This is a genomic window from Alphaproteobacteria bacterium LSUCC0719 (assembly GCA_040839025.1).
Lineage (GTDB): Bacteria > Pseudomonadota > Alphaproteobacteria > Puniceispirillales > Puniceispirillaceae > UBA8309.
Window position 1 is genome coordinate 1 of the sequence record JBFPJN010000003.1, and the last position, 24,294, is coordinate 24,294.

Sequence of the window (24,294 nt, forward strand, 5' to 3'; positions counted from 1 at the left end):
GAGATTCTAGGCGTAGCTTCGATTACGTGATGCGTACGGTGCTTGTGCAGAGAAACCTACCTCTCCACCAGCACCATTCCCCCCATCACATCATGTGCTAACCAACTGAATTGCAAGCAGATTGCGTGTTTGCAGGTGATTGGTGACGGTTATGGAGAGGGGTAATCCGCATCGGGCAAATTGCGTTTTCCACAACAATTTGCTCTGCAAGCTTGACGACACCTTCCTGTTTCATGGTCTACTGACCCGAATGCCACGGAGTCAAACAGAAGACCAAGGAGAGACAAGTGTCCAAGACTGCTTATATCGAACTTCCCCTGAAGCCGGAACATGCTGAAGACTTTGCTGATCTCGCCAATTCTGAAGATGGCTTTCCGTTGACAAAGAAGCAGGCCGGATTCATCTCCGCCGAATGGATGATCTCGACGGCTGAAGACGGCAGTACCTGTTTCCACCTCTGGGAGACATGGGAAAGCCCGGAGCATTTCGGTGCGTATCTGCAGATCCCCGAAAGAACTGCGGGCAGCAAGTTCGAGGCTGCGCTTATGAACTGGGCGGCAGGCGAAATGAAGGTTTGTTGGGGCGAGCCGACCTCTGTCAGTTGAAACACTGATCAAACCTTGAAACATCTTCAACCAAGAGATCAGTGACGGCCTTCAGGGCCGTCACTTTTCATGAGGTTGCATAGATGTTCAGACTTTGAACGCCTGACTCGGGAAAGCCTGACTCAGGAAAGGCTTCATCCGAAACAATGACAGACCGCCCTATTCACCTGACTGCCAAGGTCCAAAATCCTTGCCGGAGCCGACAATTTCGTAAGCGATGACCGTTTCGTCACCGACCACCCAGCCATCATGGCCAGGCGCGAAATAATAGGCATCACCAGCTTCAGCAAGAATTTCTGTTCCGTCATCGTGAACACACATCAGCTTGCCTTGGGTAATCACCCCCACATGGCCGGCCTGGCAGCTGTCTCCACCAACAATTGGCTTGATGCAGTCAGACCATTTCCAGCCAGGTTCCAAGACCAATTTTGACGCATTCATATCGCCAAGCTTTACAACGGATACGTGTGTTTTTGGAGGCGCTTTGACTTCGTCAGCTTCGGAAAACGATTTCTTGTACATCTTTGACATAATGGCTTCTCCTGTGAATTTATGCTGCTTTGGTGTTCATTCCTCTTCAACCAATCAAAATGTTGATCAGCCGGGTCCAGCCTAGACGCCACAATCGTGGTCAGGTAAGCCAACTTCCGCAAAGACAAGGTCATGGAAGGTTTCAGACACATTCTCAGGAACTGTCCGAGAGCTGTCAGTCGTGCATCACGGATGGCAGAATGCTGTAACCGGATAGAGCTGGCCGATCATATGATTATGGCCAGTTTGGCTTGGAGATGAGAGGTGGGCTATCTGCAACCGCTGGGTTCAAGTTGCTTTCATACAGGTAAGGAGCAGACGCAACCACCTCTCCCGTCTTGATCAGCAAGTAACGTGCCAAATTCAAAAATTGGTCAATGTCACGGTGATTGATATGGTCTGGCCACACCCTTCATCGAAACAAAAATAATTTATAGATTACAGCGTGTTGACCCATGAAACGCCGACATACCAGCCATATGGGTAAAGACAGGCCGGTCAGTTCGATTTCATCATCCGTTCATGGACAGCGGCCATGCCCCGCGCCGACATGTCGCTGACTTCGGCGGCATGTGTCTGCAACAGGGCGACCACCTCGCTGTTTTCAGAGGTCTGGATCACCTCGATGCCAAGCTCGGTCATCTCGATCACGGTGTCGATCTCGTCATATCTTTCGAACAGCAGGTTCAGCGTCGGCGACTGGATCATGACCTGCGGGTTCCGCCCTTCTTCCAGACGGGTCACCATGAAGGCGACATGGGTGACAATCGATTCCCGGAGATCGGCATCGTCGGATTCGGTCACCGTCCTGATCCCGTTCGGCAGATTTTCAACCACCCTGTCGATTTTCATATGGTTGATGAAGATGGTCTTCAGATCGCTGATCTCGACATCGGTGGTATCAATGCCCTGCAGACCGGGCATATTGACTTCATCATGCTTGTGCCTTGCGTGCTTGGTGGGTTTGGCGGCAGTGCCCTCGCCATAATGCCCCATATATGACCCGTCATGATGGCCATGATGGCCGTCATAGGCCCCGTTATGATGCCCGTCATGCCCCGTATCCTGGGATCCGGATGAATGGTGCTTGGCATGCATCTGGTCATAGGTCTGGCCGGTCTGGCTGGCGATCGCGACCATGCCGCCGGTCACAATGACCGCAAACACCCCGATCAGACGAAGGGGCCAGACAAGACAAACGGGAAGGGAAAATCCATACATCACACATATCCTTGCAAGCGTGGCACCGATGCCCCGGCCAAACCGGGCATCACCCATAGCCTATGGCCTGTGCGCCCTTAGTCAACAGCGATATACAGAATGGGTGGCAGAATGGATGGATGGCAGAATGGCAGGTTGATGGCAGGCAGGTCCACCAGTCCCGAAAGAAAGACCCGTCATTCCCGAAAGACAAATGCCGTCACCATCCCGAAGACAGTGACGGCACCCGTTGTGGTCTGCCAATGGTGACGACGAGCGTCAGCTGTTGCGATCAAGGAAGCGCACCAGCGCATCCCATGACCGGGCGTCGGCGTCGGCGTCATAGTCCCGCGACCCGGCAACCGTAAATGAATGGCGGGCACCGCCAAATATCTGGGCGTCATGCTGCACCCCGGCCGCCTGGAGTTCCTGCAGAAGACCGGCAAGGTCATCCATGCCCGACACCGGATCGGCCGAGCCATGCAGCAGCAGCACCGGTGCGTCCGTCATGGCGTAATTCTGGCCTTCGGGCGTGCCAAGGCCACCGTGGAAGCTGACATAGCCATCAAGGCCCATCGCCGCCCGCGCCGATTCAAGGACGGCAGCGCCGCCAAAACAATATCCGATGATAAAGCTTTTCGGACCCTTGTCGGAAACCGACCTGCCAGCATCGATGGCGGCCGCAAGACGCGCCCTGAAGGCGGATCTGTCGCGATAGAGTGCGCCGGTTTCACGCCGATAGTCGTCACGGCCTTCAAGCTTGGCGTCAACGCCAAACAGATCGATTGCCACCGCGTTGTAGCCAAGCCCGGCCAGCATTTTGGCCCGGCTTTTCTCGTAATCATTCAGACCGTCCCAGTCATGGACGATGAACACGGTGCCTTTCGGCGCCGCGCCAGCCATTTCGACATGGGCGGCAAACGCCTTGCCGTCGACAGAATAGGACAGATGCCCATGGCCGTCGGCATGGGCAAGGCCTGTCGCCGCAACCGCCGACATGAAGGCCGCGACGAGATATCTGGTGACAGGATTTTTGGAAAAACGAAGTTTCATGGGGCGCTCCCGCAGGCACGAGTTACTGATGGAAGCGATATGATGGTGCCGACCCGTACAATCAAGTCTTGTGGCGGCAGCGCATGTCCACCATCTTAGCTTGTAGACGCGGAAGACTGTGAATGGCAGCATGCCGTCGTTGGTGCAGGTTTGATTTTGTATGGTGGTTCAACATGCAGTTCGGGCTGAGATTCGGGTTTGGCACAGATTCAACGCATGGCGCGTTGCAAACCGTCGGTGATGCACGGCAACAGCTTCAAAGTCCGGTAAGGCCGGTCGGGATCCGGTCCCTGAAAACCATGGCAACCGCCATCGAACCCTGGCCGGAAAGCATGATGTTCGATCTCGACGCGCGCATGGCCGCGCTGCGCCATGATCGCAAGCGCAGTGACGAGGTGGATGCGTCGGCTGACATGTCGCAAAAGGAAAAGGATGCCGTGCGAAGAGACCTGCGATCCCGGGATCACAGGTTCATCGATCAGCTTCATCTGGCGCATCAGGGAATTTACGGCACCGACCCGGTTCGCCAACGGTTGATCCATTTCTGGTTCAATCACTTCACAATCGGTGGTGGCCGCGAAAGCAACTTCATGAACGGGCATGTGATCCAGCATGTCATCGGCACAGGGATCGACGGTCGCTTTGCCGATCTGGCCTACGATATTACACGCCATCCCGGCATGCTGAGTTACCTCGACAACATCTACAATGTGGGGGAAAAGTCGCAGCGCGCCCGCAAACTGGGCAAAAGCGTCCAGATTGGGTTGAACGACAATCTGGCGCGAGAGCTGATGGAGCTTCACACGACGTCACCCAGCATCGGCTACACCGAAGCGGATATCCGGCAGGCTGCAAAAATCCTTTCGGGTTGGGGAGACATCTTTGACAATCCGAAAACGGTCAAGAATTTCAAGGATGCCGGGATCACGGATTTTCACAACGCCTATTTCGAGAACAAGGCCGAACCCGGCAAGAAAACCGTGATGGGGAAAACATATCCGGCAGGGCCCGAAGCGCTGCAGCTTCTTGTCGAGGATCTGGCCGCAAGTGAGCATACGGCCCGCCACCTGTGTCACAAGCTGTGCGTGCATTTCATCGCTGACAATCCATCTCCGCAGGACGTTGCCCATCTGCAATCCGTCTGGCGGGACAGCGATGGCCATCTGCCAACCGTGCATGATGCGCTGTTGGAACGTGCCGCCGCCTCGTCACAGCCGAAATTCCAGTGGCCCTTGACCTGGTTGATCACTGTGTTGCGGATGTCACAGGCCAATATGATCCAGGGCTTTGACGATCTGCATCGCGAATTGCTGTCGCATGGCGGTGAATACCGGGTGGAGAAACTCTATCGGGAGATCGGCCAGGATTTCTGGTCGCAACGCCAGCCGGACGGGTATTCGGTATTGGGTGTCGACTGGATTTCTCCGGAACATTTTGAGCGGCGGATGCGCCTTGCGGCCATGATTTTTGATCATGGCCGCCCCCAGCGCCGGGCAGACGAACTGATGACCCTTCTTGACGTCAGCTCCGCAACGCGCGCACTGGTCGACAAAGGGTCGAGTGCAAAGGCGCGGTTCATCCTGCTGTGCTGCAGCCAAGAATTCATGGGAGCGTGAGATGATTTCCCGTCGTTTGTTTCTGCAATCCTCAACCGCATCACTGGCGCTTGCCGGCATTCCAATCAGTGGTCACACAAAAGACCTGCCGCCAGGCAATATCGTTGTCATCCTTCTTGAAGGCGGGCTGGACGGTTTGGCAGCAGTGCCACCGATCGGCGATCCCGATCTGCATCGGCAGCGCAAGAACCTGGTCGCGGCGCGGGCCATTCGCCTGAACCCGTTTTTCGGGCTTCATCCGTCGCTTGGCGGGTTTGGCGGTATGCTGGCCGATGGCGATGCCAGCATTGTCCACGCCACCAGCTTTCCTTACGTCAAGCGCTCGCATTTCGAAGGCCAGAACATCATGGAAACAGGGAATATGGTCCCCTTTTCCGATCGCACAGGCTGGCTTGGCAGAGCGCTTGATTTTGCCGGCATGCCGGGGCGCGCCCTGTCGATGGATATGCCGTTGCTGATCCGCGGCAGCAAAGAACTCGACAATTACTATCCGGCAAGTTTGAACGGATCCAGCGACCCGTCACCGGAGTTGGCAACCCTGCTGATGCAGGACCGCGACGGGCTGGCGGCGGCAACGTTCCAACGCGTTGCGGAAAAATATGCAGGGTCACCGGACATTGCGGCACGCGACCCTGTCAGCCTGGCAAAATATGCCGGCAGCAAGCTGGCAAAGCCCGATGGGCCGAGCGCGGCTGTGATCCGGGTCCGCGAATTCGACACCCATGCCATGCAGGGCAGTGATGACGGCAATCATGCCCGCCAGCTGACCGAACTCGATGATATTTTTCTTGGACTGAAATCAACACTGAAGGACGCCTGGTCCACCACCGTGATCCTGACGCTGACGGAATTTGGCAGGACGGTAAAGATGAACGGCTCTGTTGGCACGGATCATGGCTGGGGTTCGGCCGGGCTTCTGGCCGGCGGATTGCTGAGCAAAGGCCAGGTCATCACACAATGGCCGGGACTTGCCACGCGCGATCTGTTCGAGGAACGCGACCTGCAGGCGACCATCGATTATCGATCAGTGTGCGCGGCATGCGTCGAGGCGGCATTCGGCCTCGATCATGACCTTGTCGCCTCGCAGGTGTTCTATGACGCCGCGCTGCCGCGGATGACGGATACCCTGTTCGGATAGGCAGCCGATATGACGTGGACCACCAACTTGATAACACTGACGCTGCACCGCACATCTAACGCTGTCTGTATGATCATGCTCGGCATGGTTCTGGCCGTGTCGGGGCTGCCGGTACAAAGTGCGGTGGCGCTGACATTCAAATCTGACGGGACGGTCGAACAGAGCAACCGTAAGTCCGGTTCAATGCCGGGCAAGCTTGGCAAATCAAAAGTGCTGCAGACCTTTGACGTGATGATTGATGCAGACCAGATCGCCAACCTGAAACGGCTGCCAAATCAATTCGACTTCTCCAACGCCAATATCTGGACAGATTTTGCGGCCACAAGCTGCCAGTTCGAGATCAAGCGCCGGATGCTGGAAAATAAACGCGTTGAACGTTTGGCGCGTGGCAAACTGACGGTGAGTGACGGCGTTTTTGAATTTGGCGAAAATTACTGGAGGACGGGCGGCATGGCCACGCCCGAGCATCTCAAGGATGAGGCCAATCTGAGATGGACACGCGGCTCTCTGCCAATCGGCAAGATGCCGTATTTCCATCTGTTCATCAATCAGGGCGAGGTGGCGCTGCCGCCCCTCTATGTCCAGCTTGCCGAGCGCAAGGCAGAGGGCGCATCAGGAGAACTTGCCGGTCTCTATGAGTTTTATGTTGATGACTGGCAGGACGGTCTGCTCGAACTCAAGGATTGTCGGCCACTCTAGATCGCGATGATCTGCCCGACGCAGAACTGGTGGCCAACGGCATGCCATATGTCACCTCGCCAAGGGCGAGAGTGATCATTTCAGTTTGTTCAGGATGCCCAATGCGGCGCTCAGGCGCTTTGTCAGCGCCTTCTGCTGTGCCTCAATCTCCCTGATCTCGGCCTTCAGATGATTGAGAAGCTTTTCCTGCCGGCCGCGCGAAGTGGCGACAGGATTTTCGGACTGCCCCTCCTCGGCCATCAGATGGGTTGGACTGACACCGAGGATACCCGCCAGACTGACAAGCTTGTTCACCCGCGGGGCACTCCTGTCACGCTCCCAGTCACGGAGCGTCGCCGGTTTCACGCCGGCAAGATGCGCCGCCAGCGCCATCGACAGACCGGCATTCCGCCGGGCCTTCTGCAGCCGTTCCCCAAGCGTCGATTCCGGCTCGGACGGGGACAATACATTCGAACTGAGGTTGGCGACCACGGGCGGGATTCCTCTTAAATATTCACATTACGTCAATATGTCGAAAATGGGGTATTTTAACTGATTTTGTCAATGCCTGTGGGGACAATCCTGCTGTTACAGGCCGGACGCTCGCGTCACCAGATGCCCCCATCAGGGCGCATTTGTAACACGCGCAGGGACGCGATAGAGTGCATACCCGTTTCCCACCTGCCGGCAGTCTGCGCCATGACCATCTTTCACCGTGTCTTCAACGCTTGCGATCCGGTGGTCGCATGGCGGCTTGTGCTGCTGTCCTGGATTGCCGTGCTGGTCCTGATGGTTCCCGTGCTGATGCTGACCTCGGCACCGGCCACCCAGGATGCCCTGATTGCCGTGGCGATGATCCCGCTGGCGTTGCATCTGTATGTCTTCATCGCCAACCTGCCGGCACTGCGTGACAGGCATGACCCGGCCCGTATCGGTCTGACAATGCCGGTTCTGACCTATCCGGTCGGCGCGGTGGCCTGTCTGCCGGTGATGCCGGCGGACGCGGCTTTCACCATGCCGTTTGCCGGAATCTTCATGGGCATGCTGACCTTCGGCATTTTCTTTACCGGTCTGGCACCGCTGCTGGCGATCGGTCTGACAAAATCGATCATGGACCGATCGCTGAACAGGCGCCGCGTCATCACCAGCCTTGTCATGCTGGTCACCGGGTGGTTCCTGTCCGGCATCACCGGTTTCATGCTCGGCAATGGCTGAGAGGCCGACCGAGAGGCCGGTTGCCGGATCACTTGCGGGCCGTCACAGTTCGGCAACGGCGGCGCACATCACCTTCAATTTGGCAACCGCCAGATCACGCGTCAGCATGCCAAGACCGCAATCCGGTGCCACAACCAGCCTGTCACGGTCGATATGGTCAAGCGCCTGACGAAGCCGTGTCATCACCTCCTCGACGGTTTCGATCCGGCTGCGGGCCACCGCAACCGACCCGAATATCACCTGCTTGCGGGCAAACAGATCAAGCAGTGACAGGTCGTTACAGCAATGCGCATCCTCAATCGAGACCTGGTCAAAACCGAGACCGTCCATTTCACGCGCCAGCCTGTGATAGCTCGACGGATCGGCTTTCTTGTAATCCTCGTCATCGAGATGGTCCGGATAGCCGCAGCAGATATGCACCGCGCGGGTGACATGTGACGGCAGTTTGTGAAAACATCGCTCGACGCCCTCAAGCCCGAATTCCATCGCATCATCCACCTGCCGGGCGAACAGCGGTTCATCAAGCTGAATGTGACGACACCCCGCATCGGCAAGCGCCAGTATCTCCTTGTTCACCGTCGCGGCAAGATCGCGCGCCAGACGTGGCCGGTCCTCGTAATGGCAGTCGGCGGTGGTATCCATGATGGTCAGCGGTCCCGGCAGGGTGAATTTGACAGGCTTTTTGCTGACAGACTGGCTGGCCTTGAAATCATGCGGGCTGTAGGGCGCGGCGTCATGGCTGACAGCCCCCCTGATCGCCGGCAGATCGGTTTCATAGGCACCGTCGCGAAGCACCCTGTGTTCCAGTGTCGCAAAATCGAAACCGGTGACATGCCGGCAATGATAGTGGATGTAGTTCTCGCGCCGCACTTCACCATCGGTCGGCACGTCAATGCCGGCGTCAACCTGCAGCGCGATAACCTCTTTCGCGGCCCGCACAAACAGCGCCTCATCGGCGTCGGACATGCGATAGGCCGAATAGCCCTGCGTGACCTCGGGCGCGTTCATCGTGCCACGATCACGGGCCGAATCGAACCAGTCGCGGATTGGCAGGTAATCGGGCTTGGGGAAGGACCCGATGACAGTGGTTGAAAGCTTTTCTGGCACGGCAACTCTCCTTGATCCCGGCAGGTGGACAGCCGGAGGCCGGAATGCCGCCGGTATCTCCCGGCAATATACGCATCCACGGCGACCGGCGGAAGATTCATCTTCACAGCCGCCCGTTACCGGTCCTGTACGACCGGACAGGCAGGACAACAGCTGGACTGTCGGCGGCCAGCGACAGCCACATATTGCGCGGCGCGATGACATGAAAGATGATGCGGCATGACGTTTCTTCGCAATGATGCCGGCGGTCTGATCCCGCCCTTTTCTGGCGAGGCCGCGCCCTGGCTTGGCGGCGACCTGCAGACAATGCGGCATTTCCTGCGTCGTGACGCGCCGCCCCCGCCCCCTTCCCGCGAAATTCTGCTCGACCTTGATGACGGCGATAGGCTGCTGGCCGCCTTTCATCCGCCGACCGGCACGTCGAGGGGATGCATGATCGCCGTCCATGGGCTGAACGGGTGCATGGATGCCCAGCATATCTGGTGGCTGGTGCCACAGGTTCTGGCTGCCGGCTACAGTGTTCTCAGGATCAACATGCGCGGCGCCGGTCCGGCCCGAAAGCTGGCGCGCGGCACCTACAATGCCGGTGCCGGCGCGGACCTGATTCCCTTTATCGATGCCGCCGCAGCGCTTGATCCCGGTGTGCCGCTGTTCATGATGGCACATTCACTTGGCGGGACGGCGGCGCTCAACATGGCGCTGGCGTTTCCGGATCAGGCGGCACGCCTTGCCGGCCTTGTCACCATCGGCACCCCGCTCGACATGACAGCGACAGCCAGACAGTTCAGCTCCCGGCGCAATCTGCTCTATATCCGCTACATGCTGGCCGGGCTGAAGGATATTGCCGCCACGGCACCGGGGCTGGACCGGCATTATCGTGACGCGGCGGCGGCGGCGCAAAGCCTCTATGAATTTGACGATCTGGTAACGGCACCGCTGGCCGGATATGCCGACAGCGCCGCCTATTACGCCGCCACCAGTGTCCACCGGCGGATGGACGACCTTGCTATTCCGACGCTGGTTCTTCAGGGATCGAATGATCCGTGGGTGCCTGTCACGCCCTGTCTTGCCAGACCGGCACCGCGCCGCGCCGGTGCCGGCACCGCCATCGTGGTGACAAAGGGGGGCGGCCATGTCGGGTTCCATGACCGCAAGCTGAACTGGCATATCCGGGCCACGCTCGCCTGGTGCAACGCCATCAGGGGCTAGCCTTCAGACAGGCGGTGGGCCTGTGGTCTGCCATATACGCGTTCCCGGAAGATTGTCCCAGCCGAAGCCGGCCTCTGATGGCCCCTCCTCGCGCAGCCGCTTCAGCCGCGCCAGCGCATCGGGAAAGGTCGGGATGGTGCCGGCCGGGATCCACCACATGACAAGAAACGGTGCCCCTGGCGGCAGAAACCATCTGTACCGGTTCTTCATGAAACGCCGATGAACGGTGTTCCAGGCAAAGAATTCCAGATCGGCGGCGCTTTGCCATATCGACAGGGTGAAGGTCTCGCGCGGATCGCCAAGAATGGCCATTGCCGCCGCCTCGTCATCCTTGTCCTTCAGGCGCCACACAAAGCCCGGCGATTTCTCGGCAATGCCGTTCACCGCCGCCAGCGCGGTGACAAACCCCGCCATGACAGGGTCATCAAGATCGGCAATGGCGGTGGCGAAATTCACCTGCGCCAGATGATGCCCGTCCGGATGCGGAAAGGTGATCTCGGAGTGTGACATGCGGACACCAGCCTACCCTGATCAATCATCCTCATGGTCGTGAAGACCGGCCCGCACGCCGCGGATGGCAAGCCACACCAGAAAGGCAATCACCGGCACGGCCGCCGCCTTGACCAGATTGATGTCGAGCGCCCATTCATCAAGCGGCAGGGGTTTGGCAAGATATCCGACAAGCCCGACACCGTAATATGTGACAGCGGCGACCGACAGGCGTTCAACCGTCTGCTGAAGCCGCAGCTGTTGGCGCGCGCGGGCATTCATCGAACTCAGAAGGTCACGATTTTGCCGCTGGATGATCATCTCGGTCTGGGTCTGCAACAGATCACCTGCCCGTGTGATCCGTTCCGACAGCCGCGTCAGCCGTTCCGAAAAGGCACGGCAGCTGTCCAGCGCCGGCGTCATCCGTCGTCCCAGAAATCCGCGAACCCCCTGAAACCCCGCCAGCCGCGAGAATTGCAGGCTGGCAATCCTGTCCATCAGGATGGCCTCATAGGCCTTTGTGGCGGCCAGCCTGTAGGATGTCCGCGAATAGATTTCCTCGAGGTCTGCCGCCTGTGTCGACAGCACCGACAAAAGCTGCTGCACCTGGCCGTCCGCCTGCTTGATCTGCGCCGCCATATCGGTTGTCAGCGCGCCGACGGTGTTTTCGATCTGTCCAAGCATGCCGGTATTGTCACGCACGGCGGCAAGCCCCAGAAGCGCCAGCAACCGGTAGGTTTCAAGCTCGACAACACGCTGCACCACACGTCCCATGCGGTTTGGCGAAATGCCCTGATTGAAGAGCGCAATCCGCGAGAACCCCGCGCGGTCGATGTCAAAGGCGAAATGCAGCTGCGCATCGCCATTGCTGAAATTGTTCGAGGCGATCGCGCGGCTGTCCATTGTTGCCATCATCTTTTCAGGGGTCAGCCCCCGTGGCGGCTTGCCGCCGATTTCCAGCCATATGGCGTGAAAGACCGGCGCCGGGATTTTACGCGCCCAGGCAAGGGGAAGATGCGAAATGGCAGGGTCGAAGGCATCGGCAAGAAGGCCGGTGGCCCGGCGGTGCCCCTTTTCGACAAAACTGACCGACATGAATTCGGTATGCTGTTCGACGCGAAGCGCATAGCCGTCCATCTCAAGCCGCAGGAACTTTGTTCCGGCCGGGATCGGCTCGCGCCCTGCCGCCGTCAGAAACCGGTTGATGTAGTCAAGAATGGCGACAGCATTGCCATCGGTCAGAAAGACAAAGCGGATGAACCGCCCGGCCCCGTCGAAATCGTGAAAGGCACGGGCATGCAGCTCGTCCGACAGGGGGCGTCGCAGCGCAAATTCATCCATCTCCGCGTCTCCACATTTTCAATCCGTCACCCATCAGCCGGGTATCGTCAGCCGGGAATCAACAGTCCGGTGGCGGCGTCAGCGGCCAAGCTGCTTTTCAATGGCTGCGATGACCTTGCGTGAATCGGGGGCCGTTGTCGATGCAAACCAGTCGACGATACGTCCCTCGCCATCAATCAGATGCTTGTGGAAATTCCATTTCGGCACCATCAGCCGCCCCTGCGTTCCGACCCAGCGGTAATAGGGATGCGCGTCATCGCCCTTGACCGCGACCTTTTCGGTCATCGGAAAGTCGATCCCGTAATTGATTTCGCAGAACTGCTTGATTTCGGCTGAACTGTCATATTCCTGGCCGCCGAAATCATTGCTCGGCACCCCCAGCACAACAAGGCCGCGATCGCGATATTCCGCCCACAGCGATTGCAGCGCCTCATATTGCGGCGTGAACCCGCACATCGACGCGGTGTTGACCAGAAGGATCGGCCGGCCGGCATAATCGGCCAGACGCAAAGGGCCCCCGTCAATGCTCTCGAAGGTGAAATCATGCGCTGTGACCTCGCCAGCACGTGCCGTCCCGGCCATCATTGTCTCCATCATCAGGGTCGCGCAAAGGCAGGCGACAAGATTGGTAAATCGCATTACATGTCGTCTGAACATCGCCGCGTCCCGTTTCATCAGGGTTTCGTCTGGCTTTTATGTAGGGACTAACCGGCCAGGACCAAGGGTCGAGGCTGCGGTCCGGGTAGAAAGGCGTGTTCACCCATGACTGAAGATCAGCAGGATACCGGTCTGGCCGATGGCCGGGACAATGTGATGGAACGGGCGCTTGGCGCCTTTGACAGCCTGAATGGTGATGAACTGTATAACGATGCGCTCGCCTTCATCATCGACACCACCGGCAATATCGCCAGCGCGGGAGGTGAAATCCTGCGCAGGCTGGGCAATCTGCCGGCAGGTGATATCGCTGCCGATGCCGGCGACACCGCCGCGTCATGGGGCAAAACCGCAACCGACATGGCGGCCGGCATGGCAACCGGCATCAGCGCCGCGCTGGCCGACGGGCTTGACGCGCTGACCCGGCTTGCCACCGGACTGTTTGGCGGCTGACACGCCGGAAGACACGCCGGACAAGATACGCGCTGGACAAGATACATACCGGACAAATTGCCGCGCGGCGTGCGCCCGGACGTGACTTTGCCGTCATCCGCACCTAGTCTATTGTTATCGGTTTAACAAAGTAAAGGAGGTGATCTGATGTCTAGTTCGATCGGTGTTGATAATGCAATTGTGGCGGGCGGATTGAAGAGCAGCCTCGGTGGTCACGCCTGACGCAGGCTATTTGCGCTTATCTTATCCATCAAACGAAAAGGGAGGCTTCGGCCTCCCTTTTTTTACATCTGATATCGGGGAGGCTTCGGCCTCCCTTTTTTTATCTTCTTGATGGCTTGCCCAACCGTCAGTTGGCTTTCTTGTAGGCTTCGATGGCCTCGGCAAGCTCTTTCTTTTCCTCGCAGTTGAAGGAACAGACCTTGCTGAGGCGTGCCAGAAGCGCCTCGGCACCGGCAAGATTGCCAAGTTTCAGATACAGCTCGCCCTTGTATTCCAGCGCCCCCTTGTGCGCGGGGTTGATGGCAAGCGCCCTGTCATAGGCAACTTCGGAACGGGCGTAATCGCCAAGATTGCGCGCGGCAAAGCCGGTCAGGTTCCAGGCATCGGCGCTGTCCGGATTGGTGGCGATTTCGGCTTCCAGATGCGTCAACGCGGCCTTGTAATCCTGCTTGTTGATGTAATAGGACGCCTTGCGCATGTCTTTCGACATCGACGCGCTGCCATAGCTGGACCCGGAACTGTCCGATCCGCTGGAGTCACTGCCCGCGGCATGTGCCAGGCCTGAGGCGATGCCAAGCGCCAGTGCGACGAGCGCTGCGGCCAGCATCCAAGGCAAGGGGGACTGGCGCTGTTCGGCGCGGGTGCCGGCCTGCCCTCTGCGGGTCATGACTCCGTCTCTCCGCCAGCCGCGATCCAATCCGAGATGCCGCCGACATTGGTCACGTTCTGATAGCCCATCTCGGTCAATGTCTTGCCGGCAAGCGCCGCCTGACCACCGGCCGCGCAGACAAGAAGGATTTCACTGTCCTTCTGCAGCGCGGGATTGTGGAAACTGGTTGTGTCGTCGGCGGCGAATTCGATAAAGCCGCGGGGGATCCGCAACGCGCCGGCAATGGTGCCGGTTTTGGCGACATCGCCGCTGTCGCGAACGTCGATAAAGACGGCGGTGCCCTGCTGATGGATCGCCACACCGTCTTCGGCGCTGATCCGCGGAACCGCTGCATTTGCCTCGGCGAGATAATCTTGTGCGTGTTTCATGCTGCCCTCACTGGTTATGCCCGCCTCGCGGGTCCGGCTGCCCCCGGAATGGTGTATCTGCCTCAGATAGGCACTGATCCACCGCGTTCAAGCGCGCCTAGCCGCTGATGCCGATATCATCAACCCGCGTCGCCCCGGTCAGGGCGCACAGCGCCGCCGGGCTTGCCTGAAACACACAATGCGGGTGCCCGGCCGCCGACCACACGGTGTCGAAGCGAAACAGAGAGCCATCGAGAAAGACCGGCAGATCCGCCGGCAGGCCAATTGGCGACACCCCGCCGATGGAATAGTTCGTGACCGCCTTGACCCGCGCTGCGTCCGGCCGCCGACAGGGGGTCGCCACCCCGACACGGGCCGCCAGCGCCGACACATCGCATTGCCTGTCACCGGCCACCAGCGCGATCACCGGCAGGTCGTCATTGCCGGCGACAAACATCAATGTCTTCACAATGGCGCCGGTCTCGACACCAAGCGCGGCCGCGGCCTCGGCGGCACTTCGCGCGGTGTCGGCCAGCGCGATAACCTGGTGCGGATGCCCGGCCGCGGCAAGGCACGACGCTGCATGACGAACCTGGGGATGTTCCAGAAAGGCATCGGACATCTGCGCGACAGACCCCCTCAGGCGTAGTCCGGCGCGGCCACCGGTGGCGGCGCCTTGAGGGTTTCGGCAAGCTTGCGGATATGGTCCGGGGTAATGCCGCAACATCCACCAATGATATCCGCCCCGCTTTCGGCCCATTGCGTGGCAAAGCGAAGATAGGCCTCGACCGTTATGTCCTTGCGAAGCTGGTGGATGTTTTCATTCGCCGCCTCGTAATCGTCATTCATCAGCGGAAAGGCGTTCGCATAGGCCCCGATCATCGGGCGCGAGGCACCATGCTGGCGGGCAAAGGCTTCCAGTTCGGACCGGGACAGCGCGACCGCGTCATTCATCACTTCGGGCTGGCTGCAATTGAACAGCAGGGCGTCGAATCTCAACCCCTCGATTGACAGCAGCAGCTCGGTCAACGGCTCGCCCGAACGCAGACGCGGCTTGCCCGGCACGGGATCGACATCTTCAAGCGTCACCGCCACCCACAGATCGGCCGCACAATCGGCAAACATGTCGAGATAGGTGGTCACCTCGCTGATCGAACTCAGCGTCTCGCCGATAAAGATATCGGCCACCGGCGCCAGAAACCGGCGGAAATGCTGCATCATCCGGCGCGCGCCCTGAATTTCAAAGGCGTCCGGCTTGTAGCTGCCGAACATCGGGGGAATGCTGGCCGCCACCTGCACCGAATGCGGCACCGCATCGGCGGCATCGCGGGCCAGCTTGGCCGCCAGCGCAAGCAACTCCTCGGACTGCGCCTCGTAGCGGTCTTCCCCGATATGAAACGGCACAATGGCATAGGTGTTGGTCGTGATGACATCAGCGCCAGCCTCAATGAAGGCATCATGCGCGTCGCGGACCATCTGCGGGGCCTCCATCAGCGCCAGCGCCGACCATTCCGGCTGCCTGAAGGGGGCTCCCATGGCTTCCAACTGTCGTCCCAGTCCACCGTCAAGAATGATCACATTCAGCCCTCTACAGAATTCGCATCCATCGTAGGATGTATTCCGCCCGCATGGCAAGCAACCTGAACGGTCTGCACCGCCTTGTGACGGATCCTGACATGTCTGGACGGCCTGCGCCGCTTCTTGTGATTTGCCCCCGCCGGTGCGGCGATGGCACTCTGGCAGCCCGGTTCTTGCAGCGGCGAGGCCGGAAGCATGGGAGGCCGGAAGCATGGGGGACTGGAACAATGTATGATCCGGGATTGGCGGCACGCCTTGACGAAATGATGATGGGTATCATCGAAATGGAGATCACCCATATGTTCGGTGGCTATGGATTCCTGATGAACGGCCATATGTGCGTCGGCGTCTGGAACGACATGCTGGTGATCCGCATCGGCACTGACGGGTGGGATGCGATCAGCGAAGAGCCGCATGTGCGACCGATGGACCTGACCGGCAGGGTGATGCGCGGATGGGCAATGATCGCACCCGAAGGGGTTGCCGAGGATGCCGATCTGCAACGCTATGTCGATATGGCGATCCTGTTCTGCGCGGCACTGCCCCCAAAGCCGTCAAGCGTGACCTAGTCCAGAGTGACTTGGCCCAGAGTAGTGACCTAGTCCAGTCTGAACCCGCACATCGTGGCAATGGCGCGCACCACATCCTGGCTTCGCGCGGCAAAGGGCAGAATGGCAATCGCCACCAGCATCACCGCCGCCCAGATCATCCAGACCGACAGATCGGCCGGACGTGATGGCACGGGGTCGGATTGATCCGGTTCGCGCCCCCCGGTTGATGGTTTGTCTGCGATTGTCATGAGGTCCGCATCACAAATTCGAGGCCCGACTGGCTGCCAACATAGAGCCCCGGTTTCTGCATGAACAGCGAGATCAGGATGTTGCCACCACCATCCAGCATCACATCCACCCGGTTCGGCGCGATCCGCACAATCGTGCCCGGGGCGTCCTTGCCGGTGTCGGTGCAGTGAAGTGTGACTTTCTGGTCGAGTGTCAGCATGCAGGCCTCCTGGTTCGCCCTGATCCTATCATGGCAGGTTACTGCAGGTCGACGGCATGTTCCTTCAGATCCTCGATCCTGCAGACGGCAAGCGTGACCCGGTTTGTCGACAGCAGCCGCACCTTCGGCGCTTTGCCAGCCTCGCGCGCCTGTTCCCAGCGCGCGGCGCACAGGCACCATTGATCACCATCCTTCAGGCCCGGAAAGCCGAATTGCGGCATCGGGGTGGACAGATCGTTGCCGACAGATTTGCTGAATTCAAGAAATTCGGTGGTCATCACGGCGCAGACGGTGTGCAGACCCTGGTCCTGCGGGCCGGTATGACAGCAGCCATCGCGAAAAAACCCCGTCACCGGATCCTGCGAACAGCTCTGCAACGCGCCGCCAAGCACGTTTTTCTGTCCTTCCGGGCGTCCCTGCGAGCCGTCCATGATGACCTCCGGCCTGAATTAATCCTGAAGGTGAAGATATGGGGCGTCGAGAACCGCCATTCTAGTCTCTATCGCGGTTTCCAGCGCGGCCATGAACGCACGGCGCGACAGACCGGGGGCAATCGGCGGCAGGAATTCCACCTCGATCCGGCCGGGTCGTTTCAGCCAGCTGTTGCGCCCCCAGACATGTCCCGAATTCAGCGCGATCGGCACCACCGGCAGACCGGTGGCCTCATACAGCGCGAACACACCGATCTCGTATTTCTGCTCGGCACCGGGGGCCACGCGCGTGCCCTGCGGGAAGATCAACAGCGAGCGGCCACGGTCACGCGCCGCCACCGCATCATCGCGAAGCTTGCGCAGGGCGCGCATCCCGGCCGACCGGTCCACCGCCACACAGCCCGATTTCTGGAAATACATCCCCAACAGCGGCAGCATCAGCAATTCACGCTTCAGAACCACCGTCGGCGTATGCAGCAGCAGCGACAGGACAATGGTTTCCCACGCCGACTGATGCTTGGCGGCATAGATGACCTGATCATCCAGATGCGGGGCGCCCGACACCCTGTGCGAGGCACCGACAATATGCAGCAGCCCCACCGTCAGCCAGCCCCAGAACCGGGCAACAGCCCTGATCGCCGCCGCCGGCAACAGCAGGGTCGGCACCACGATGACGGCCAGCACCGCGGTGACACCATAAAACAGGATGTTGAAGATCCATGATCTGAGATACATCATGGCGGCGAGAATAGGCGCAATCGACAGCACAGGCAATCGGCGCAAATCTTTATCGGGAAACGGACGACATGACAGATGATCAGAACGCAGACACAGCCGAAGATGGCTGGCACAGCCGCGCCGATATGGCGCTTGCCGCGGCGGCGGCGGCGGACAGGCTGATCACCTATGCCGAGCTTGCCGATGCGGCGGGCATAACCGGCCGGCATCGCATCCACCGGCTGACTGTCTGGCTTGAAAAGCGGCTTGAAACCGACGCCGGTGCGGGCGCGCCGCTGTTGAGCGCCCGTGTGATCTCGCGGGCGCGCGGCGGCCTGCCGGCCCCCGGATTTTTCATCAAATGTGCCGAATTGGGGCTGTATGACGGCCCGCCCGATGGCCCGCAGGCCTACGCATTCCACTTGAACTGCCTTGGCTGACCCGGCTTGGCTAACCTACGTTGGCTAAATTGTCAGCTGCCGACCCTGATGTGAAAAATATACAGCCCGTCGGCGGCGACGCTTTTCAGCAGGGTCAGCCCGGCGGTGTCACAGAAATGCTCGAAATCGAGCGGCGCTGCCGGATCATCGGCCTGCACCTCGAGAATGCCTGACTCCATCTGCCCGATCTGCCGCCGCGCTTTCAGCACCGGCAGCGGACATTTCAGCCCCGTCAGGTCGAGGCTGACCGTGATTTCATAGGTTGATCCATCCATAGCGGCATCAAATTAGATCGTGACCAGATGCGATACCAGTGCCAAATCATCGCAGCACGACTTGCGCTGAAGGCTTGCCAGCCGCTAGATAGGCGGATGAGTATCTGGGGAATGATCATTGGCGGTGCTGCCGGCGCGGCGCTTGGCGGGCCGATTGGCGGGTTGCTTGGCGCGGCGGCCGGCATTGCCGTGGAACGCGGCTTCATCGCGCCGCAGCGGCCCGAAACCGACGCCAGCCGCCGCGTGGCCTTTACGGTGGCGATGATCGCCCTGTCGGCGAAAATGGCCAAGGCCGACGGCATTGTCAGCCGCGACGAGATCGCCGCCTTTCGCGAGCGTGTCCATATCCCGGCCTCCGAGGTCAGGCAGGTCGGCAGGTTCTGGGATCTGGCGCGCCAGACACCGGACGGATTCGAGGATTACGCAAATCAGGTGGCGCGGATGTTCAGCCCGCGCGCGCCGGTACTGGAACAGCTTCTGGACCTGCTGTTCCATATCGCCGGTTCGGACAATGATCTGTCGCCACCCGAAATCGATTATCTGGCCCGGGTTGCGGATATTTTCGGATTCTCGCAGGAGGATTTCCAGCGGATGATGGCGCTTCATGCCACCGACGGTCCAAAGCCGTGGGATGTGCTTGGGGTCGAGAAGGATATTTCGGACGAGGCCTTGCGCCGCCACTGGAAAGCCCTTGTCCGCGATCACCATCCCGACAGGCTGATGGCTGACGGCATGCCCGAGGAATTCATCGCCGCGGCGAATGACAGGCTGGCCAGAATCAATGCCGCCTATGAAAGCATGGCGCGCGCTCGCGGGATGAGCGTGGGGGTCTCATGACATGCCAACACCGCTTCTGACCATCGCCGCCGCCGGCATCAATCTTGGTGACCGCTGGTTGCTGCGTGGCGGCGACCTGACGCTTCATGACGGCGACAGGCTGGCACTTGTCGGACGCAACGGGGCCGGCAAATCAAGCCTGATGAAACTGATGGCGGGCCGCGCCGACATGGATGAAGGCAGCCTGTGGATGGCGCCCGGATCCAGCGTCGCCTATCTGCCGCAAGCCCCCGTGATCCCGCCGGGCATGACATTGCGAAGTGTGGTGACCGCAGGCCATGACGCCGACTGGCTTGGCCGGCCGGTGCCAATCCACAAGGCCGAGGAATTCCTGCAACGGCTGGGGCTTGACCCGGACCGGCTGTCGGACGGGCTGTCGGGCGGCGAGTCGCGGCGCGTATCGCTTGCCCGCGCGCTCTATACCGAACCGGATGTGCTGCTTCTGGACGAGCCGACAAACCATATGGACATGCCGACCATCGAATGGATGGAGGAGATGCTGCGCCAGCACCGTGGCGCGTTGCTGGTGGTCAGCCATGACCGCGCCTTTCTGCGCAATCTGGGCACCGGCATCGTCTGGCTTCATGGTGGCAAACTGCGCCGCCGTGACGGCGATTTTGCCCAGTTCGACAGCTGGTCCGAGGGCATTCTGGCCGAAGAGGCGGTGGTGCTTCACAAGATGGATCGCCGCATCGCCGCCGAGACAAAATGGTCGCGCGAAGGCATTTCGGCACGGCGCAAGCGCAATCAGGGACGGCTTCGCGAGCTGGAGACGCTGCGCCTCGAACGGGCCCGCACCGGCGGCATCACCCAGCGCACCATGAAGATGGAAACCGGCCCGGCCGAGGGCGGTGGCCAGCTTGTTCTCGAGGCCATTGATCTGTCGATCTCGGTGCCGCTGCCACCAACCGGCACAAAGGATATTGGCGCAAAGGATATTGGCGCAAAGGATATCGGCGACAATGACGACGCATCGGGCACCGAAGCGGCACGCCGCCAGCTGTTGACCCATTTCAACATGCTGGTCCGGCGCAGCGACAGGATCGGCATTGTCGGGCCGAACGGCATCGGCAAATCGACCCTTGTCCGGGTTCTGCTGGGTCTGGCAAACCCCGACAGCGGGCGCGTGCGCCAGGGGTTCGGCCTGAACCCGGCCTATTTCGACCAGCAGCGAAGCGCCCTTGACCGCAATTCATCGCCCTGGACAGTGCTGACGGGCGGCAGCAGCGACATGATCGAGGTTGCCGGACAGCAGAAACATGTCACCGCCTATCTTCGCGATTTCCTGTTCGACGACCACAAGATGACGCAGAAGGTGGCCACCCTGTCGGGGGGCGAGCAGAACCGGCTGCTGCTGGCCAAGCTGTTTGCCGAAACACATAATTTCCTTGTTCTCGACGAGCCGACAAACGACCTCGACATGGAAACGCTCGACCTGCTTCAGGAGGTGATCGCCGAATATGACGGCACGATCCTGATCGTCAGCCATGACAGGGATTTTCTGGATCGCACCGTCACCGCGCTGCTGGCCTTTGAAGGCGACAGCAAGGTCAGCGCGCATGCCGGCGGCTATACCGACTATCTGGAACGGCGCACCGCCGCGATGGCGCGCCGCGCGGCCCGCGAAAGCGGCATGGGTAGCATGGGGGTGAACGGCAAGACAGGCGGGCGTCGCGGCACAGGACGGGCCGCTGGGCAGACCGCAAAGCCGACCGGCAACCGCACCGCCAAGCTCAGCTTCAAGGACCGCCATGCGCTGGACACGATTCCCGGCGAGATCGAGGTGCTGGAGGCTGAAATAGACAGGCTGGAAACGCGGCTTGCCGACCCGGCCTTTTTTGCCAGCGACCCGGACGGGTTTACCGCCGCCGCCGACAGGCTGGCCACAGCGCGGACGGAAAAAGAGGCCAAGGAGACCCGCTGGCTGGAAGCCGCCGAAGCCGAGGAAGCATTGAACAACGGATAGTGTGGAAATTACAGATATTTCGCCACGTGATGCCTGACTTTCTCCGCTGCTTCGGCATGGCTCTGTCTTACCTTGAAGTGATTGCATCCGGGAGGGGCAAATGCACCGCACTGAATTGCGTTGTCAATCAGACCATGCGCCTGTCCAGCCTTCGTGCCAGCCAGTAGAACAATCGCGTTTGGAAACAGCCTAACCTGTTCGACCAAATGCTTCCGAGAGCATATCAACCGTTCCCGTTTTGGAATATGTCCGGTTTCCACGGCGATGGAGCAGTGACGGCTCTCCGTCAACCATACGCGCCTGAAAAGCTCATCGAAATTTCCGGAAAACATCGGGAAAACACTGTTCAGAAAATTCACGACATTCCGATGAATGAGATTCTCACCCCTTCTCAAATATCTGGAACTCAACAATGTCTTCAGGTCTGTGGCTGGATCTCCCGAATAGGTCTCATCGCCCAAGGGAAACCCCGGCTCAGCCATGACCATGATCAGCAGGACTTCATCCAATGTGCCAGTCGCGCCTGAAAATCCCCTTGGAACATGTCCTGCAGACGGATCGTATTGCGCATCCCTGCATATGCCGAAATTGCTGCACCTCTGCATGTTCAGAAGCATTTCGATCAGCTTCGGGTCTTGTTGAAATGTCATTTTTGCCTCACGTCACAAAGCCTTCCACTCCCAAAAGCCCTTGACGTTCCTGCAAGTCCTGAAGGCTGTTTTCCGCCCCGGCGCAAAGGGTAAAACCGGGGCGGAATCTAAGGGCTACTTATACCAACCTTATGAAAGCAGAGCGTGCCGCCTGTACAGTCACGTTTGTGTGAGCCTGCCGCCACATCCCGACATCCCGCCATGATTTGACTTCACCTGTTAATGCCCACCCTATGGAAGGCAACAGACAACAGGTGTCATACGCATGATCAAGGCTGCGATCCGGTCACGCGGCGGACATATTGTTTTCGGGTATCTGGTTGCCGCCATCATCGGACTTCTCATGACAAGCATTCGCTGGAGCCGCGCCGACAGGCGCGCGCTGGACGATTTCATGGCGGCCCATCCCGGTATCATCGTCGTGTTCTGGCATGAAAAGCTGTTTGCCATGCCCTGGCTCTGGCCGTCGCGCCGTCCGCTCTGCGCCCTGCAGTCACCGCATGCCGACGGGCGGATGATGGCGGCCTGCATCCGGCGCTTTGGCATCGGCACGATCTGGGGCTCGTCAAGCCGCGCGCCATTTTCCGGACTTCGCGGGATGGTGCGCGCGCTGGAAGATGGCAGGTCGGTGGCGATCACGCCCGACGGGCCGCGCGGCCCGGCCCGCACCGCCGCACGCGGCGCGGTGGCGCTTGCCAGGTTGAGTGGCCGCCCCATCCTGCCGCTCAGCTGGTCGGCCACCCGTTACTGGCGCGCCGGTGGATGGGACAGGATGATGATCCCGAAACCGCTGTCGCGTGGCAGGCTGGTGATGGGCGCGCCAATCCATGTGCCGCCGATCAATGTATCGGCGGGCAATGTACCGCCGATCGATGTACCGGCGGGTGATGGCCGCAGTGGCGGTGCCTCGCTGGACCATTACCGGCGGATGGTGGAAACATCGCTGACCGAGCTTGGACACCGTGCCGACGCGCTGTGCCTGCCTGACACCCGGCCACGCCGCGCCCGGGAAACTTCACCGACCGACCCGTCTTGACCCGGTTATCGCGGCGCGCCTACACTGCGCGCGCTGTCAGATGGCCGGATGGCCGCTGCCCGCGCCCCTTGCGGGACGGGGAGAGGAAAGTCCGGGCTCCACGGGACCAGGATGCCGGGTAACGCCCGGCGGGGGCGACCCCAGGGAAAGTGCCACAGAAACCATACCGCCGGCCCCGCCTTGCGCGGTTCGTGCCGGTAAGGGTGAAAAGGTGCGGTAAGAGCGCACCGCCGGGCCGGCAACGGGCCGGGCAGGGTAAACCCCATCCGGAGCAAGACCATGTAGGGACACGGGCCATGCGCCGGCGTCATGCCGGGGCACGGCAGGCGCGGTTCCGCGCCGATGTCCGGGTAGGTTGCTTGACGGGGCCGGCAACGGCACCGCTAGATGAATGGCCATCACCGGGAAACCGGTACAGAACCCGGCTTACAGGCCATCTGGCAGTGGTTTTTCCGACATCCGGCGATGTCCCGTCATGCACCGCCGAAGGCCGCGCATCAGCCCGGGGACGAGCGGCGGCGGTTCACCCGGCCGCCGGTTCATAGACGGGGATCGCCTGAAGATCGATCCGCTGCCGGGCCTTCTCGAAATCGTACCTGTTCTGCATGTTCAGCCATGATTCCGGCGAAGTGCCGAAAAACCGCCCGAGCCGCAGCGCCATATCGACGGTGACGGGCTGCTTCTCGTTCAGGATGTCATAGAGCGTCTGCCGCGAAATGCCGAGGGCGCGGGCCATGCCGGCCTTGGTCATATCCATGTCCGGCAGCACGATCTCGCGAAGATAGGCACCGGGGTGGGTCGGCGGAATCGACGGGTGTTTCTTGGCCATTGTTTCCC

At 60.1% G+C, this 24,294-nt stretch carries 31 protein-coding genes and 1 other RNA gene; 13 read left to right on the top strand and 19 right to left on the bottom strand.

The genetic code is table 11. The features are described from left to right. The first annotated feature begins 287 nt into the window (after positions 1–287). The gene (locus AB3X55_07230; protein ID MEX0503372.1) at positions 288–605 is read left to right on the top strand and encodes a putative quinol monooxygenase; all 318 of its coding nucleotides are present in this window, start codon (positions 288–290) and stop codon (positions 603–605) included. Between the two features lie 159 nt (positions 606–764). On the opposite strand, the gene AB3X55_07235 is transcribed toward AB3X55_07230, so the two are convergent. From AB3X55_07235 to AB3X55_07245, 3 genes are all read right to left on the bottom strand, one after another. Next, complete coding sequence (locus AB3X55_07235) at positions 765–1,136, bottom strand: cupin domain-containing protein (GenBank protein MEX0503373.1); 372 nt, start codon at positions 1,134–1,136, stop codon at positions 765–767. 498 nt (positions 1,137–1,634) lie between these two features. Further along, positions 1,635–2,357, bottom strand: a complete 723-nt coding sequence (locus tag AB3X55_07240) for a hypothetical protein (protein MEX0503374.1) — start codon at positions 2,355–2,357, stop codon at positions 1,635–1,637. A 258-nt stretch (positions 2,358–2,615) separates the two neighbouring features. Then, the gene (locus AB3X55_07245) at positions 2,616–3,389 is read right to left on the bottom strand and encodes a dienelactone hydrolase family protein (protein MEX0503375.1); all 774 of its coding nucleotides are present in this window, start codon (positions 3,387–3,389) and stop codon (positions 2,616–2,618) included. A 122-nt stretch (positions 3,390–3,511) separates the two neighbouring features. Here AB3X55_07245 and AB3X55_07250 point away from each other — a divergent pair, with 122 nt between their 5' ends. From AB3X55_07250 to AB3X55_07260, 3 genes are all read left to right on the top strand, one after another. Beyond that, the gene (locus AB3X55_07250) at positions 3,512–5,005 is read left to right on the top strand and encodes a DUF1800 family protein (protein ID MEX0503376.1); all 1,494 of its coding nucleotides are present in this window, start codon (positions 3,512–3,514) and stop codon (positions 5,003–5,005) included. A 1-nt stretch (position 5,006) separates the two neighbouring features. Continuing rightward, positions 5,007–6,143 (top strand): DUF1501 domain-containing protein, encoded by a 1,137-nt coding sequence (locus tag AB3X55_07255; GenBank protein MEX0503377.1) that lies wholly within the window; start codon positions 5,007–5,009, stop codon positions 6,141–6,143. 69 nt (positions 6,144–6,212) lie between these two features. Continuing rightward, a complete protein-coding gene (locus AB3X55_07260; protein ID MEX0503378.1) occupies positions 6,213–6,842 on the top strand; it encodes a hypothetical protein in 630 nt (209 codons plus the stop codon). 75 nt (positions 6,843–6,917) lie between these two features. Here AB3X55_07260 and AB3X55_07265 read toward each other — a convergent pair whose 3' ends face one another. Further along, complete coding sequence (locus AB3X55_07265; protein ID MEX0503379.1) at positions 6,918–7,313, bottom strand: helix-turn-helix domain-containing protein; 396 nt, start codon at positions 7,311–7,313, stop codon at positions 6,918–6,920. A gap of 207 nt (positions 7,314–7,520) precedes the next feature. Between AB3X55_07265 and AB3X55_07270 the strand changes: the two genes are divergently transcribed. After that, on the top strand, positions 7,521–8,036 hold the full coding sequence (locus AB3X55_07270; GenBank protein ID MEX0503380.1) for a hypothetical protein: 516 nt from the start codon (positions 7,521–7,523) through the stop codon (positions 8,034–8,036). A gap of 42 nt (positions 8,037–8,078) precedes the next feature. Here AB3X55_07270 and AB3X55_07275 read toward each other — a convergent pair whose 3' ends face one another. Beyond that, entirely contained in the window at positions 8,079–9,143 is a 1,065-nt protein-coding gene (locus tag AB3X55_07275; GenBank protein ID MEX0503381.1) for a cobalamin-independent methionine synthase II family protein, read from the bottom strand. Positions 9,144–9,362: 219 nt separating this feature from the next. On the opposite strand from AB3X55_07275, the gene AB3X55_07280 reads away from it, so the two are divergent. Continuing rightward, complete coding sequence (locus AB3X55_07280) at positions 9,363–10,352, top strand: alpha/beta fold hydrolase (GenBank protein ID MEX0503382.1); 990 nt, start codon at positions 9,363–9,365, stop codon at positions 10,350–10,352. 3 nt (positions 10,353–10,355) lie between these two features. On the opposite strand, the gene AB3X55_07285 is transcribed toward AB3X55_07280, so the two are convergent. The 3 genes from AB3X55_07285 to AB3X55_07295 all read right to left on the bottom strand — a co-directional run bounded on the left by AB3X55_07285 (position 10,356) and on the right by AB3X55_07295 (position 12,779). Next, positions 10,356–10,862 (bottom strand): DUF3291 domain-containing protein, encoded by a 507-nt coding sequence (locus tag AB3X55_07285; protein MEX0503383.1) that lies wholly within the window; start codon positions 10,860–10,862, stop codon positions 10,356–10,358. 21 nt (positions 10,863–10,883) lie between these two features. Beyond that, the gene (locus AB3X55_07290) at positions 10,884–12,182 is read right to left on the bottom strand and encodes a DUF3422 family protein (GenBank protein MEX0503384.1); all 1,299 of its coding nucleotides are present in this window, start codon (positions 12,180–12,182) and stop codon (positions 10,884–10,886) included. Between the two features lie 78 nt (positions 12,183–12,260). Continuing rightward, entirely contained in the window at positions 12,261–12,779 is a 519-nt protein-coding gene (locus AB3X55_07295) for a glutathione peroxidase (GenBank protein ID MEX0503385.1), read from the bottom strand. A gap of 165 nt (positions 12,780–12,944) precedes the next feature. Between AB3X55_07295 and AB3X55_07300 the strand changes: the two genes are divergently transcribed. After that, positions 12,945–13,289, top strand: coding sequence for a hypothetical protein (locus AB3X55_07300; GenBank protein MEX0503386.1), 345 nt, complete (start codon positions 12,945–12,947; stop codon positions 13,287–13,289). 349 nt (positions 13,290–13,638) lie between these two features. Here the strand turns inward: AB3X55_07300 and AB3X55_07305 are convergent, their stop codons facing one another. The 4 genes from AB3X55_07305 to AB3X55_07320 all read right to left on the bottom strand — a co-directional run bounded on the left by AB3X55_07305 (position 13,639) and on the right by AB3X55_07320 (position 16,106). Further along, positions 13,639–14,178 carry a tetratricopeptide repeat protein gene (locus AB3X55_07305; GenBank protein ID MEX0503387.1) on the bottom strand — a complete coding sequence of 180 codons (540 nt, stop codon included), beginning with the start codon at positions 14,176–14,178 and terminating at the stop codon, positions 13,639–13,641. After that, entirely contained in the window at positions 14,175–14,549 is a 375-nt protein-coding gene (locus tag AB3X55_07310; GenBank protein MEX0503388.1) for a rhodanese-like domain-containing protein, read from the bottom strand. The genes AB3X55_07305 and AB3X55_07310 overlap by 4 nt, the downstream gene beginning before the upstream one ends. A gap of 97 nt (positions 14,550–14,646) precedes the next feature. Beyond that, positions 14,647–15,150 carry a YbaK/EbsC family protein gene (locus AB3X55_07315; GenBank protein MEX0503389.1) on the bottom strand — a complete coding sequence of 168 codons (504 nt, stop codon included), beginning with the start codon at positions 15,148–15,150 and terminating at the stop codon, positions 14,647–14,649. Positions 15,151–15,167: 17 nt separating this feature from the next. Next, positions 15,168–16,106, bottom strand: coding sequence for a homocysteine S-methyltransferase family protein (locus AB3X55_07320; protein MEX0503390.1), 939 nt, complete (start codon positions 16,104–16,106; stop codon positions 15,168–15,170). A 227-nt stretch (positions 16,107–16,333) separates the two neighbouring features. Between AB3X55_07320 and AB3X55_07325 the strand changes: the two genes are divergently transcribed. After that, positions 16,334–16,675, top strand: coding sequence for a TfoX/Sxy family protein (locus AB3X55_07325; GenBank protein ID MEX0503391.1), 342 nt, complete (start codon positions 16,334–16,336; stop codon positions 16,673–16,675). Between the two features lie 29 nt (positions 16,676–16,704). Here AB3X55_07325 and AB3X55_07330 read toward each other — a convergent pair whose 3' ends face one another. From AB3X55_07330 to AB3X55_07345, 4 genes are read right to left on the bottom strand one after another with little or no spacing between them, the layout of a single operon-like run. Continuing rightward, on the bottom strand, positions 16,705–16,905 hold the full coding sequence (locus tag AB3X55_07330) for a hypothetical protein (GenBank protein ID MEX0503392.1): 201 nt from the start codon (positions 16,903–16,905) through the stop codon (positions 16,705–16,707). Beyond that, positions 16,902–17,105: a hypothetical protein gene (locus AB3X55_07335; GenBank protein ID MEX0503393.1), complete on the bottom strand. Its 204-nt coding sequence runs from the start codon at positions 17,103–17,105 to the stop codon at positions 16,902–16,904. Before AB3X55_07335 ends, AB3X55_07330 begins: the two co-directional genes overlap by 4 nt. Before the next feature lie 38 nt (positions 17,106–17,143). Beyond that, entirely contained in the window at positions 17,144–17,536 is a 393-nt protein-coding gene (locus tag AB3X55_07340) for a DUF2237 family protein (GenBank protein MEX0503394.1), read from the bottom strand. An 18-nt stretch (positions 17,537–17,554) separates the two neighbouring features. Beyond that, positions 17,555–18,319: a lysophospholipid acyltransferase family protein gene (locus AB3X55_07345; protein MEX0503395.1), complete on the bottom strand. Its 765-nt coding sequence runs from the start codon at positions 18,317–18,319 to the stop codon at positions 17,555–17,557. Between the two features lie 23 nt (positions 18,320–18,342). Between AB3X55_07345 and AB3X55_07350 the strand changes: the two genes are divergently transcribed. Continuing rightward, positions 18,343–18,693 (top strand): hypothetical protein, encoded by a 351-nt coding sequence (locus AB3X55_07350; protein ID MEX0503396.1) that lies wholly within the window; start codon positions 18,343–18,345, stop codon positions 18,691–18,693. A gap of 32 nt (positions 18,694–18,725) precedes the next feature. Here the strand turns inward: AB3X55_07350 and AB3X55_07355 are convergent, their stop codons facing one another. After that, the gene (locus AB3X55_07355; GenBank protein MEX0503397.1) at positions 18,726–18,968 is read right to left on the bottom strand and encodes a sulfurtransferase TusA family protein; all 243 of its coding nucleotides are present in this window, start codon (positions 18,966–18,968) and stop codon (positions 18,726–18,728) included. Positions 18,969–19,064: 96 nt separating this feature from the next. On the opposite strand from AB3X55_07355, the gene AB3X55_07360 reads away from it, so the two are divergent. After that, the gene (locus AB3X55_07360) at positions 19,065–19,805 is read left to right on the top strand and encodes a TerB family tellurite resistance protein (protein ID MEX0503398.1); all 741 of its coding nucleotides are present in this window, start codon (positions 19,065–19,067) and stop codon (positions 19,803–19,805) included. Position 19,806: 1 nt separating this feature from the next. After that, entirely contained in the window at positions 19,807–21,771 is a 1,965-nt protein-coding gene (locus AB3X55_07365) for an ABC-F family ATP-binding cassette domain-containing protein (protein ID MEX0503399.1), read from the top strand. A gap of 8 nt (positions 21,772–21,779) precedes the next feature. Here the strand turns inward: AB3X55_07365 and AB3X55_07370 are convergent, their stop codons facing one another. Then, positions 21,780–22,421 (bottom strand): hypothetical protein, encoded by a 642-nt coding sequence (locus AB3X55_07370; protein MEX0503400.1) that lies wholly within the window; start codon positions 22,419–22,421, stop codon positions 21,780–21,782. Between the two features lie 265 nt (positions 22,422–22,686). On the opposite strand from AB3X55_07370, the gene AB3X55_07375 reads away from it, so the two are divergent. Then, positions 22,687–23,457 (top strand): lysophospholipid acyltransferase family protein, encoded by a 771-nt coding sequence (locus AB3X55_07375; GenBank protein MEX0503401.1) that lies wholly within the window; start codon positions 22,687–22,689, stop codon positions 23,455–23,457. Between the two features lie 36 nt (positions 23,458–23,493). Further along, positions 23,494–23,902: RNase P RNA component class A (rnpB, locus tag AB3X55_07380), an RNA gene on the top strand. A gap of 78 nt (positions 23,903–23,980) precedes the next feature. On the opposite strand, the gene AB3X55_07385 is transcribed toward rnpB, so the two are convergent. After that, positions 23,981–24,286, bottom strand: a complete 306-nt coding sequence (locus AB3X55_07385) for a HigA family addiction module antitoxin (GenBank protein MEX0503402.1) — start codon at positions 24,284–24,286, stop codon at positions 23,981–23,983. Positions 24,287–24,294 lie beyond the last annotated feature (8 nt).